Here is a 12,166-nt window from a genome sequence, read left to right as displayed (position 1 = left end):
TTTGCCCGGTTCCGGTGTCAATTCTGGCCCGACTGGGTGCGACAATCCGGCCAAATAAGGGGCATTTGACGCTCCAATGGCCTTCGCCTAAACTTTGTTGGACAAACGACAATCGGGAGCCCAGGGTGGCCGCCACGCCGCTGTTCCGGCGCATCGACGTTGCGCCGGCCTACCAGAAGGTCGCGGACGCGATCGAACGGGAAATCATCAACGGCCGGATCAAGCCGGGCGAGCCGATCGGCACCGAGCAGCAGCTCGTCGCGCAGTTCGGCGTCAACCGCTCGACCGTGCGCGAAGGCATTCGCGTGCTCGAGGAGGGCGGGCTGATCCGCCGCGATTCCAGCCGCCGCCTGCAGGCCTGCCTGCCGCGCTACAACAAGCTCGCCACAAGGCTGTCGCGTGCGCTGATCCTGCACGAGGTGACGTTCCGCGAATTGTTCGAGACCTCGATGACGCTGGAGGTGGCGAGCGTCGAAGGCGCGGTGGAGCGCGCGACCGAGGAGAACATCGCCGAGCTCGCCGGCAATCTCGCGCGCAGCGCTGATGTCGTCGGCAACCCCGCCGATCTCGCCGAGCTCGACGCGGAATTCCACGTGCTGATGGCCAAGGCCTCGCAGAACCGCGTGCTTCAGCTCGCCCGCGAGCCGGCCGCGCAACTGTTTTTTCCGACCACCGAGATGATCGTCGGCGGCGTGCCGGAGGGCGGCGCGCGCCTCGTCGAGGCGCACCGCCACATCCTCGATGCGATCAGGCGGCGCGACAAGGAGGCCGGCGTGCTGTGGACGCGGCGGCATCTGCAGGACTGGCGCCGCGGCTTCGAGAAGATCGCCTCGCTCGATCGCTCGGTCGAGCACACCTACATGGAACACGCCTACGCCGCCCGGCAGTAGCGACGGCGCGGCGACGACAAGACAACGACAAAAAAGCACATTCGGGAGGGACATATGAGCGGAGACATCGCAGCAACCATCCAGCGCGCGCGTGAGCACAGCATCGGCGATCTGTTGCGCCGATCTGCAAAGCGCTACCCTGACAAGACCGCGCTGATCTGCGGCGAGGTGAGCTGGACGTTTGCGGAGATGGACGCGATCTGCAATCGGCTCGGACGCGGCTTGCTCGCGCTTGGCGTTGCGAAGGGCGACCGTGTCGCGGTGCTGTCACGCAATTCGCATTGCTTCGCCGCGCTGCGCTTCGCGGTGGCACGGATCGGCGCGATCCTGGTGCCGATCAACTTCATGCTCAATCCCGACGAGATCAATTTCATCCTCGCCAATTCCGGCGCGAAGCTGCTCGCGGTCGGTCCCGACTTCGTGGAGACGGCGCACGCAGCCGCGGCCAAGGGATCGGCGGTCGAAACCCTGATCTGGCTGCCGGGCGAGGATCCAGCCGCCGCGCCCGAGGGCATCACGACATTCGACAGCCTGCTGCATAGCGACGCCTCTGCGCCGGATGCGGCCGTCGACAGCCGCGATCCCGCGCAGATCATCTACACCAGCGGCACGGAGTCGCTGCCGAAGGGCGCGATCCTCACCCATGAAGCCGTGATGTGGCAGTATGTCAGCTGTATCATCGACGGCGGCATGGCGACCGACGACACGGTGCTGCACGCGCTGCCGCTCTATCATTGCGCACAGCTCGATGTGTTCTTGGGCCCGGCGATCTATCTCGGCGCCACCAGTCTCATCACCGGCAAGCCGGTGCCCGACAACGTCCTGGCGCTGATCGCGGCCCACAAGATCAACTCGTTCTTCGCGCCGCCGACGATCTGGATCGCGATGCTGCGCTCGCCGGCGTTCGACCGCACCGACCTGTCGACCTTGCGCAAGGGCTATTACGGCGCCTCGATCATGCCGGTCGAGGTGCTGCTCGAATTGCAGCGCCGGCTGCCCGAGGTGAAGTTCTGGAATTTCTACGGCCAGACCGAGATCGCGCCGCTGGCGACCGTGCTTTCGCCGGAGGACCAACTGCCGAGGGCCGGCTCGGCCGGCAAGCCTGCGATCAATGTCGAGACGCGGGTCGTCAACTCGGACATGACCGACGTCGGGGTGGGCGAGGTCGGTGAGATCGTGCACCGCTCGCCGCATCTCTTGTCCGGCTACTACAACGATCCGGTCAAGACCGCGGCGGCGTTCGCCGGCGGCTGGTTTCATTCCGGCGATCTCGCGACCGTCGATGCCAACGGCTACATCACCGTCGTCGATCGCGTGAAGGACATGATCAAGAGCGGCGGCGAGAACGTCGCGAGCCGCGAGGTCGAGGAGATGATCTACCGGCTGCCTGAAGTGTCGGAGGTCGCGGTGGTCGGGCTGCCCGACCCGCGCTGGATCGAGGCGGTGACCGCGATCGTCGTGGTCAAGGCCGGCGCGAGCCTTGATGCCGACGCGGTGATCGAGCACTGCGCGGCGTCGATGGCTCATTTCAAGGTGCCGAAGCGGGTCATCTTCGTCGATGCCTTGCCGAAGAACCCGAGCGGCAAGCTGCTCAAGCGCGAGCTGCGCCAGCGCTATGTCGGCGGCGCCACGCTGGATCAGGCGGTCCAGAAGAGCTTTGCCGGGTGACCCACCGGCCGCCGCGGCGGACGGCGGGGATCATGGACCTTGCGCTATCAGCCCTAAGCCCTTGATTCGAGTGGCCCTGTTCCGATCTGCCGCGGGCGTCGCCGGGGCCGGGCGCGACCGCGCCGACCTTGACGTTTGGCCGGTCTCGCAGTAGATACCGCCCACTCGCAGCCGGCCCGCTTTGATGGCGGATATCCGGCGCGGCCTAATTCCCCGAACATTCGAGCTCGTTTATCGGCTCAACCTTCCAAACGAGGGCTGGGTCCGCAAGGTCGGCTGTTCGGATTCCTTGAAACGTTGCAATCGTCCGGAGACGGACGCGGATCTCACGATGGCTTTCAGCCCGTTCAAATTCCTGCAGGAAGTGCGCTCGGAGACCGCCAAGGTCACTTGGCCGACGCGCCGCGAGACGACCATCACCACCATCATGGTGTTCGTGATGGTGGCGCTGGCCTCGATCTTCTTCTTCGCCGCGGACCAGATCATCCGCTATCTGATTACCCTGATACTGGGCATCCACTGATGAGCACCCAATTGATGGACAAGCGCTGGTATATCGTCCACGCCTATTCGAACTTCGAGAAGAAGGTTCAGGAATCGATCCGCGAGCAGGCCAAGCAGCGCGGGCTGGAAGAGCTGTTCGAGCAGATTCTGGTGCCGACCGAGAAGGTCACCGAGGTGCGCCGCGGCCGCAAGATCGACGCCGAGCGCAAGTTCTTCCCGGGCTATGTGCTGGTGAAGATGAAGCTGACCGACGAGGCGTTCCATCTAATCAAGAACACCCCGAAGGTCACCGGCTTCCTCGGCGCAGAAAACAAGCCGATGCCGATCTCGGAAGCCGAGGCGATGCGGATCCTGCACCAGGTGCAGGAGGGCGTGGAGCGTCCGAAGGCGTCGGTGTCGTTCGAAATCGGCGAGAACGTGCGCGTGGCCGACGGCCCGTTCGCCTCGTTCTCCGGCGTGGTGGAAGAAATCGACGAGGCGCGCTCGCGCGTGAAGGTCGCAGTGTCGATCTTCGGCCGCGCGACCCCCGTGGAACTGGAATTCGGTCAGGTCGAAAAGGTGGTCTGACCGGGCGGCGCGGGGTATATGCCTCGCGTCAATTGAGGCCGTGGGAGGGAGGAGGCGGTCGCCAGCCCCTTCAACCGAACCACGGAACCTGAAACCGCCGGCACCGTCCGGCACAACAGGAGTGATAAATGGCAAAGAAAGTGACCGGATACCTGAAGCTTCAGGTCCCGGCCGGTGCGGCGAATCCTTCGCCCCCGATCGGCCCCGCGCTTGGTCAGCGCGGTCTCAACATCATGGAGTTCTGCAAGGCGTTCAACGCGCAGACCCAGAAGGAAGAGAAGAACACCCCGATTCCGGTGGTGATCACGATCTACGCAGATCGTTCGTTCACCTTCGAGATGAAGACCCCCCCGATGTCGTTCTTCCTCAAGCAGGCTGCCAAGATCCAGTCCGGCTCGAAGGCGCCGGGCCGCGACAAGGCCGGCAAGGTGACCAAGGCGCAGGTGCGCGAGATCGCCGAGAAGAAGATGAAGGACTTGAATTGCGACACCATTGAATCGGCCATGAAGATGGTCGAGGGCTCTGCCCGTTCGATGGGTCTGGAAGTTGCGGGGTAACGGGCCATGGCAATCGGAAAGCGTTTGAAGAAGGCCCGCGAGGGCGTCGACCGCGAGCACCTCTATCCGCTCGCGGATGCCATCAAGATGGTCAAGGAGCGCGCCAAGTCGAAGTTCGACGAGACGATCGAGATCGCGATCAATCTCGGCGTCGACCCGCGTCACGCCGACCAGATGGTCCGCGGCGTCGTCAACTTGCCGAACGGCACCGGCCGCACGCTGCGCGTCGGCGTGTTCGCGCGCGGCGCCAAGGCTGAGGAAGCCAAGGCCGCCGGTGCCGACGTCGTCGGCGCCGAAGACCTGGTCGAGAAGGTGCAGGGCGGCGCGATCGATTTCGATCGTTGTATCGCCACTCCCGACATGATGCCGCTGGTCGGCCGCCTCGGTAAGGTGCTCGGCCCGCGCGGTATGATGCCGAACCCGAAGATCGGCACCGTGACCATGGACGTCGCCAACGCAGTGAAGGGCGCCAAGGGCGGCTCGGTCGAGTTCCGCGTCGAGAAGGCCGGCATCGTGCAGGCCGGCATCGGCAAAGCCTCGTTCTCCGAGGAGAAGCTGGTCGAGAACGTCAAGGCGCTCGCGGATGCGGTCTCCAAGGCGAAGCCGGCGGGTTCCAAGGGCACCTACATCCAGCGCGTGGCGGTTTCCTCCACCATGGGTCCGGGCGTGAAGGTCGAGCCGGGCACGATCCTCGGCTGAGTTCTCCAGCCGTGACGAGATAAAGAGGGGCGGGATCGGGCAACCGGTTCCGCCCTTTGTTTTTGCCACCCTCTGATTTGGTGGGTGAAGCCTCTCGCAGGAAACGACAACAATGCCCGATAAGGTCCTGGTCTATTCGCGCTTTCCCAAGGCCCAGCTGATCCGCTTCGGCGAGCGCTATGAGCTCCTGAACGCGGCCGGCAAGCGGGTGGACGAAGCGTTCCCGGCGGCCGAGCTCGCCGACGTCAGCGCCATGATCACCGCAGGCGGCACGCCGCTCGGCGCCGATGCCATGGACATGTTGCCGAAGCTCGGCGCGATCGTCTGCTACGGCACCGGCTATGACGGCGTCGATCTCGCCGCCGCCGCGAAGCGCGGGATCGCGGTCGGCCACAGCCCCGGTGCCAATGCAGCCTCGGTTGCCGACATGGCAGTGACCTTGATGCTGGCGTCGGTGCGGCGTCTGCAGGTCGCCGACAATTATGTCCGGAGCGGCGACTGGGCCGGCGCACGGCCGTCGCCGATGATGCGGCCGCAGGCCGGCATGCGCGGGCGCAAGGTCGGCGTCTACGGCATGGGCGAGATCGGCCGCAAGATCGCGAGCCGCGTTGCCGCCTTCGAGACCGAGGTCGGCTATTTCAGCCGCACCAGATACGATCTGCCGTACCGGTATTTGCCGAGCCTGGAGGCGCTGGTCGATTGGTGCAGCGTGCTGATGATCGCGGTCCGTGCCGGGGCCGACAACACCCACGTGATCAACGCCGACGTCCTGCGCCGGCTCGGCAGCGACGGATTTGTCGTCAACATCTCGCGCGGCTCCGTGATCGACGAGACGGCGCTGGTCGCGGCGCTGACCGACGGGGTGATCGCCGGCGCCGGCCTCGACGTGTTCGCCCGGGAGCCGCATGCGCCTGATGCCCTGACGGCGCTGCCGAATGTTGTGCTGTCGCCGCATCTCGGCGGCCACACCCTGGAATCGCACGTCGCGATGCAGGATTGCGTGCTCGCCAATCTCGACGCGTTCTTTGCCGGTAGGCCGCTGCCGTATAAGGTGAGTGGCACCTGAGCGGCTGGCGGTTCCGCGATCGGAACCGGTTCCCCGTCGTCATATGAAACTGGTCCAATATTTGCTCTTGGCAAGCAGGGCAGGACCGGCTACACAGCGCCTTCCGGGCGTGCTGGCACTTGCTGGCATGTCCGTGCTCGCATTCCGAAAACCTGAGATGATAGGAGATCATTCCTTTCCGCATGCCCGCAAGGATGCTCGAAAGGAAGGAGACCCGTCGCCTCCAGGGGAGTGAGAGCAGGGGCCTTCAGCGTGCTGAAGTGCCTCGATCCTGTCCAAGACTGCAGGCGCCCGCGAGAACTTCGTGTTTTCAAGGGCTTAATCGCATGGCCTGCATAGACGGGTGAAGACCGGATTTTGCGCTCCACGTCGCGACCCGTTCGCGGCTGGGAAGCTGGTTTGGTTCGAACCTCGACAGCCCATGGCCGGAAGGCTCTGGGAGGGCAGGCTTCTAGATGTCGTCTTGCCCGGCATGTCCGAAGGGTCTTGTACCCTGCGGATCAGGTTTAGGGCGGGACGATGGGTGCAACCCGGCGGTCCTGCTTTCGCGGAAAGGCCGCCAACCGGAAAGAGCTTGCTGTGGAACGAGCGGCAAAAAAAGAGTCGGTCGAACAACTTAACGAGGTCTTCAAGACCACGTCGGTTGCGATCGTTGCTCACTATTCCGGCCTCACCGTGGCCCAGATGCAGAAGCTGCGCATGCAGATGAAGCAGGCGGGCGCGTCGGTGAAGGTCTCGAAGAACCGTCTCGCCAAAATTGCTCTTGATGGCACTGACGTCGCTGCCATCGGCTCCCTGCTGAAGGGACCGACCGTGATCGCTACTTCGAACGATCCGGTTGCGGCGCCAAAGGTTGCCGTCGAATTCGCCAAGGCGAACGAGAAGTTCGTCATCCTCGGCGGTTCGATGGGTAAAACCGTCCTGAATGTCGACAGCGTGAAGGCGCTTGCCTCACTGCCGTCGCTCGACGAACTGCGCAGCAAGATCGTGGGCCTCCTCGTGGCGCCGGCGACCAAGCTCGCTCAGCTGTCCAACGCGCCCGCGGCCAAGCTCGCACGCGTCATTCAGGCTCATGCCTCAAAGAGCGAAGCGGCCTGACCCTTCGCTAATCTCAAACCTGGTTCGAACCAAACGTTTAAGGAACTAAACAATGGCTGACTTGCAGAAAATCGTCGACGACCTCTCGAGCCTCACCGTGCTCGAAGCGGCCGAACTCGCCAAGCTCCTCGAAGAAAAGTGGGGCGTGTCCGCCGCTGCCGCCGTTGCGGTTGCCGGCCCGGCTGGTGGTGGCGCTGCCGCTGCTCCGGCTGAAGAAAAGACCGACTTCACCGTCGTGCTGGCTGCCGCCGGCGACAAGAAGATCGAAGTCATCAAGGAAGTCCGCGCCATCACCGGCCTGGGCCTGAAGGAAGCCAAGGACCTCGTCGAAGGCGCTCCGAAGCCCGTCAAGGAAGGTGTCAACAAGGACGAAGCCGAGAAGATCAAGGCTCAGCTCGAGAAGGCTGGCGCCAAGGTCGAGCTCAAGTAATGCGCGATCCGGGAGCGCCGAACGGCGCTCCCGGGCCAAGCAAACGCCGTGCGACAGGTTGCCGCGTGGTGCGACGGACACAAAAAAGTGTGGGGATGCGTGGACTTAACCCTCGAATCTCCTTTATTGCCATCCCATATGGGGCTGGCAGCGGAAAAACACGGTAGGCGGCGGGGGCGGCAGGGCACCCGGCGTAAGCCGTTGGGAGACAGTCAGATTTCGGGCTTTTTCAGTCCGTAAAGCGAAGCGTTTGGACGGGCGGGTGCAGTGATGCGCCCCGCGCGTCGTTTTGCGTTTTGGAGGCGATGGGGGCCGGGACCGGGATTTAATTCCTGAACTTGGGCTTCGTTCCTTCGGGACGATTCGAAATTCAACCCGGGGCCGATGGCAGTCGCTCCCGGAAGGTTCGCCCCATAAAGGCGACGAAAATGAGAGGCCACGATGGCGCAGCAGACATTCACCGGTCGCAAACGCGTACGCAAGTTTTTCGGTCACATCAAGGAAGTCGCCGAGATGCCGAACCTCATCGAGGTTCAGAAGGCGTCCTATGACCAGTTCCTGATGGTTGACGAGCCGGCCGGCGGTCGCCTCGATGAGGGCCTGCAGGCGGTGTTCCGCTCGGTGTTCCCGATCTCGGATTTCTCCGGAACCTCGATGCTCGAATTCGTCCGCTACGAGTTCGAACAGCCGAAATATGACGTCGACGAGTGCCGCCAGCGCGGCATGACCTTCGCTGCGCCGCTCAAGGTGACGCTGCGCCTCATCGTGTTCGATATCGACGAGGAAACCGGCGCCAAGTCGGTGAAGGACATCAAGGAGCAGGACGTCTACATGGGCGACATTCCGCTCATGACGATGAACGGCACCTTCGTCGTCAACGGCACCGAGCGCGTCATCGTCTCGCAGATGCACCGTTCGCCCGGCGTGTTCTTCGACCACGACAAGGGCAAGACCCATTCGTCCGGCAAGCTCCTGTTTGCCGCGCGCGTGATTCCGTATCGCGGTTCCTGGCTCGACATCGAGTTCGACGCCAAGGACATCGTGTTCGCGCGCATCGACCGCCGCCGCAAGCTGCCCGTGACCTCGCTGATGTACGCGCTCGGTCTGGACGGCGAGCAGATCCTGTCGACCTTCTACAAGAAGATCACCTACAAGCGGACCAAGGAAGGCTGGCGCGTGCCGTTCGACGCCAACCGTTTCCGCGGCTACTCGACCATCAACGACCTGATCGACGCCGACACCGGCAAGGTGGTGCTCGAGGCCGGCAAGAAGCTGACCGTGCGCAGCGCGCGTCAGATGCAGGAGAAGGGCCTCAAGGCGCTCCGGATGTCGGACGAGGAGCTCGTCGGCAACTATCTCGCCGAGGACCTCGTCAACCCGAAGACCGGTGAGATCTACGCCGAGGCCGGCGAGGAGATCACCGAGAAGTCGATGAAGGTGCTGAACGAGCAGGGCTACAAGGACCTGCCGCTGCTCGACATCGACCACGTCAATGTCGGCGCCTACATCCGCAACACGCTGTCGGCTGACAAGAACATGACGCGCGAAGACGCGCTGTTCGACATCTACCGCGTGATGCGTCCGGGCGAGCCGCCGACGCTGGATTCGGCGCAGGCGATGTTCCAGTCGCTGTTCTTCGATGCCGAGCGCTACGACCTCTCCGCGGTCGGCCGCGTCAAGATGAACATGCGCCTCGAGCTCGATGCGCCCGATACCCACCGCACGCTGCGCAAGGAAGACATCCTGGCGGTCATCAAGACGCTGGTCGACCTGCGCGACGGCAAGGGCGAGATCGACGACATCGACCACCTCGGCAACCGCCGGGTGCGCTCGGTCGGCGAGCTGATGGAGAACCAGTACCGGATCGGCCTGCTCCGCATGGAGCGCGCGATCAAGGAGCGCATGTCGAGCGTCGATATCGACACCGTGATGCCGCAGGACCTGATCAACGCCAAGCCCGCGGCCGCCGCGGTGCGCGAGTTCTTCGGTTCCTCGCAACTGTCGCAGTTCATGGACCAGACCAACCCGCTGTCGGAGATCACCCACAAGCGGCGCCTGTCGGCGCTTGGCCCGGGCGGTCTGACCCGCGAGCGTGCCGGCTTCGAAGTCCGCGACGTGCATCCGACGCATTACGGCCGTATCTGCCCGATCGAGACGCCGGAAGGTCCGAACATCGGCCTGATCAACTCGCTGGCGACGTTCGCGCGCGTCAACAAGTACGGCTTCGTCGAGACGCCCTATCGCAAGATCAAGGACAGCCGGGTCACCGACGAAGTGGTCTATCTGTCGGCGATGGAAGAGGGCCGTTACCGCGTCGCGCAGGCCAACGTGCCGCTCGATGCCAAGGGCCGCTTCACCGACGACCTGGTGGTCTGCCGTCACGCCGGCGAAGTGCTGCCGGTGACGCCGGACAAGGTCGACTACATGGACGTGTCGCCGAAGCAGCTGGTTTCGGTCGCCGCGGCGCTGATCCCGTTCCTCGAGAACGACGACGCCAACCGCGCGCTGATGGGCTCGAACATGCAGCGCCAGGCGGTGCCGCTGGTTCGCGCCGAGGCGCCGTTCGTCGGCACCGGCATGGAAGGCGTGGTCGCCCGTGACTCGGGCGCGGCGATTGCCGCGCGCCGCTCGGGCGTGATCGACCAGATCGACGCCACCCGCGTCGTGATCCGCGCCACCGAGGATCTCGATCCGACCAAGTCGGGCGTCGATATCTACCGGCTGATGAAGTACCAGCGCTCGAACCAGTCGACCTGCATCAACCAGCGTCCGCTGGTGAAGGTTGGCGACATCGTCAAGAAGGGCGACATCATCGCTGACGGTCCGTCGACCGATCTCGGCGAGCTCGCGCTCGGCCGCAACGTGCTGGTCGCGTTCATGCCGTGGAACGGCTACAACTTCGAAGATTCGATCCTGCTCTCCGAGCGGATCGTGAAGGACGACGTGTTTACGTCGATCCATATCGAAGAATTCGAGGTGATGGCCCGCGACACCAAGCTCGGTCCTGAGGAAATCACCCGCGACATTCCGAACGTCTCGGAAGAAGCGCTGAAGAACCTCGACGAAGCCGGTATCGTCTACATCGGTGCGGAAGTCCGCGCCGGCGACATCCTGGTCGGCAAGATCACGCCGAAGGGCGAGAGCCCGATGACGCCGGAAGAGAAGCTGCTCCGCGCCATCTTCGGCGAGAAGGCTTCCGACGTCCGCGATACCTCGCTGCGCGTGCCTCCGGGCGTGCAGGGCACCATCGTGGAAGTCCGCGTGTTCAACCGCCACGGCGTCGACAAGGACGAGCGTGCGCTGGCGATCGAGCGGGAAGAGATCGAGCGTCTGGCCAAGGACCGCGACGACGAGCAGGCGATTTTGGACCGCAACGTCTACAACCGCCTCGCTGAGCTGTTGGAGAACCGCCAGGGCATCGCCGGCCCGAAGGGCTTCAAGAAGGATACCAAGATCACCCGCGCGGTGCTCGACGAGTATCCGAAGTCGCAGTGGTGGCTGTTCGCCTCGCCGAACGACAAGCTGATGGCCGAGATCGAGGCCATGCGGAAGCAGTACGACGAGTCGAAGAAGGGCCTCGAGCAGCGCTTCCTCGACAAGGTCGAGAAGCTGCAGCGCGGCGACGAATTGCCGCCCGGCGTGATGAAGATGGTCAAGGTCTTCGTCGCGGTGAAGCGCAAGATCCAGCCCGGCGACAAGATGGCCGGCCGTCACGGCAACAAGGGCGTGGTGTCCAAGATCGTTCCGATCGAGGACATGCCGTTCCTCGAGGACGGCACCCATGCGGACATCGTGCTGAACCCGCTCGGCGTGCCTTCGCGCATGAACGTCGGTCAGATCCTCGAGACCCATCTCGGTTGGGCCTGCGCCGGCCTCGGCAAGCGCATCGGCCAGACCATCGACGCCTACTATCACAAGCAGGATCTCAAGCCGCTGCGCGAGACCCTGAAGAAGATCTACGGCGAAGACGAGACCATCAAGTCGCTGAACGACAACGAACTGATCGAGCTCGGCCGCAACCTGAGCCACGGCGTTCCGATCGCCACTCCGGTGTTCGACGGCGCCAAGGAAGCCGATATCGAGGAGATGCTGAAGCTCGCGGGCTTCGACGCCTCCGGCCAGTCGACCGTCTATGACGGCCGTACCGGCGATCAGTTCGATCGCAAGGTGACGATGGGCTACATCTACATGCTCAAGCTGCACCATCTCGTCGACGACAAGATCCACGCGCGTTCGATCGGTCCGTACTCGCTCGTCACCCAGCAGCCGCTGGGCGGCAAGGCGCAGTTCGGCGGCCAGCGCTTCGGCGAAATGGAGGTCTGGGCGCTCGAAGCCTACGGCGCCGCCTACACGCTGCAGGAAATGCTGACCGTGAAGTCGGACGACGTCGCCGGCCGTACCAAGGTGTACGAGGCGATCGTGCGCGGCGACGACACGTTCGAGGCCGGCATTCCGGAGTCGTTCAACGTGCTGGTCAAGGAAATGCGCTCGCTCGGCCTCAACGTCGACCTGCACAATTCCAAGGTGGGACCGGCATCGACCTCCGAGGCGGCCGAGTAACGCTTGCGATCATGCCCGGCGCGATGCGCGCCGGGCCCTCGCGCTCCGCTCGGACGTTGAGTGGGGCGTGCGCTGAATAAAAGTTTCGAATTTGCTGCCGGTGACGATCGGCACGCGAGGAGAAGAC

At 64.0% G+C, this 12,166-nt stretch carries 10 protein-coding genes; all 10 read left to right on the top strand.

The features are described from left to right. Positions 1 to 125 precede the first annotated feature (125 nt). The 10 genes from FNJ47_RS03425 to rpoB all read left to right on the top strand — a co-directional run bounded on the left by FNJ47_RS03425 (position 126) and on the right by rpoB (position 12,039). Positions 126 to 890, top strand: coding sequence for an FCD domain-containing protein (locus tag FNJ47_RS03425; protein ID WP_163150622.1), 765 nt, complete (start codon positions 126 to 128; stop codon positions 888 to 890). 54 nt (positions 891 to 944) lie between these two features. Beyond that, a complete protein-coding gene (locus FNJ47_RS03420) occupies positions 945 to 2,558 on the top strand; it encodes an acyl-CoA synthetase (RefSeq protein ID WP_163150619.1) in 1,614 nt (537 codons plus the stop codon). A 331-nt stretch (positions 2,559 to 2,889) separates the two neighbouring features. Next, positions 2,890 to 3,081: a preprotein translocase subunit SecE gene (gene secE / locus FNJ47_RS03415; RefSeq protein WP_016840554.1), complete on the top strand. Its 192-nt coding sequence runs from the start codon at positions 2,890 to 2,892 to the stop codon at positions 3,079 to 3,081. Positions 3,082 to 3,095: 14 nt separating this feature from the next. Beyond that, positions 3,096 to 3,629, top strand: coding sequence for a transcription termination/antitermination protein NusG (nusG, locus tag FNJ47_RS03410; RefSeq protein ID WP_021081670.1), 534 nt, complete (start codon positions 3,096 to 3,098; stop codon positions 3,627 to 3,629). 128 nt (positions 3,630 to 3,757) lie between these two features. Continuing rightward, positions 3,758 to 4,186 (top strand): 50S ribosomal protein L11, encoded by a 429-nt coding sequence (gene rplK, locus FNJ47_RS03405; RefSeq protein WP_008136439.1) that lies wholly within the window; start codon positions 3,758 to 3,760, stop codon positions 4,184 to 4,186. A gap of 6 nt (positions 4,187 to 4,192) precedes the next feature. Then, positions 4,193 to 4,885 carry a 50S ribosomal protein L1 gene (gene rplA, locus FNJ47_RS03400; RefSeq protein WP_163150617.1) on the top strand — a complete coding sequence of 231 codons (693 nt, stop codon included), beginning with the start codon at positions 4,193 to 4,195 and terminating at the stop codon, positions 4,883 to 4,885. A 112-nt stretch (positions 4,886 to 4,997) separates the two neighbouring features. Next, positions 4,998 to 5,951 (top strand): 2-hydroxyacid dehydrogenase, encoded by a 954-nt coding sequence (locus tag FNJ47_RS03395; protein ID WP_163150615.1) that lies wholly within the window; start codon positions 4,998 to 5,000, stop codon positions 5,949 to 5,951. Between the two features lie 579 nt (positions 5,952 to 6,530). Beyond that, positions 6,531 to 7,049, top strand: a complete 519-nt coding sequence (gene rplJ, locus FNJ47_RS03390; protein WP_163150613.1) for a 50S ribosomal protein L10 — start codon at positions 6,531 to 6,533, stop codon at positions 7,047 to 7,049. Between the two features lie 52 nt (positions 7,050 to 7,101). Beyond that, positions 7,102 to 7,479 (top strand): 50S ribosomal protein L7/L12, encoded by a 378-nt coding sequence (gene rplL, locus FNJ47_RS03385; protein ID WP_092115002.1) that lies wholly within the window; start codon positions 7,102 to 7,104, stop codon positions 7,477 to 7,479. A 441-nt stretch (positions 7,480 to 7,920) separates the two neighbouring features. Next, entirely contained in the window at positions 7,921 to 12,039 is a 4,119-nt protein-coding gene (rpoB, locus tag FNJ47_RS03380) for a DNA-directed RNA polymerase subunit beta (RefSeq protein WP_163150611.1), read from the top strand. Positions 12,040 to 12,166: the final 127 nt, after the last annotated feature.

The organism is Bradyrhizobium uaiense (assembly GCF_010811875.1).
Lineage (GTDB): Bacteria > Pseudomonadota > Alphaproteobacteria > Rhizobiales > Xanthobacteraceae > Bradyrhizobium > Bradyrhizobium uaiense.
Note: the sequence above shows the minus strand (reverse complement) of the source record. Positions and strands in the feature narration are given on the sequence as shown.

Coding starts and splice junctions, on each gene's coding strand:
- FNJ47_RS03420 (WP_163150619.1), top strand. CDS start 945: ATGAGCGGAGACATCGCAGCAACCATCCAGCGCGCGCGTGAGCACAGC.
- secE (WP_016840554.1), top strand. CDS start 2,890: ATGGCTTTCAGCCCGTTCAAATTCCTGCAGGAAGTGCGCTCGGAGACC.
- nusG (WP_021081670.1), top strand. CDS start 3,096: ATGGACAAGCGCTGGTATATCGTCCACGCCTATTCGAACTTCGAGAAG.
- rplK (WP_008136439.1), top strand. CDS start 3,758: ATGGCAAAGAAAGTGACCGGATACCTGAAGCTTCAGGTCCCGGCCGGT.
- rplA (WP_163150617.1), top strand. CDS start 4,193: ATGGCAATCGGAAAGCGTTTGAAGAAGGCCCGCGAGGGCGTCGACCGC.
- FNJ47_RS03395 (WP_163150615.1), top strand. CDS start 4,998: ATGCCCGATAAGGTCCTGGTCTATTCGCGCTTTCCCAAGGCCCAGCTG.
- rplL (WP_092115002.1), top strand. CDS start 7,102: ATGGCTGACTTGCAGAAAATCGTCGACGACCTCTCGAGCCTCACCGTG.
- rpoB (WP_163150611.1), top strand. CDS start 7,921: ATGGCGCAGCAGACATTCACCGGTCGCAAACGCGTACGCAAGTTTTTC.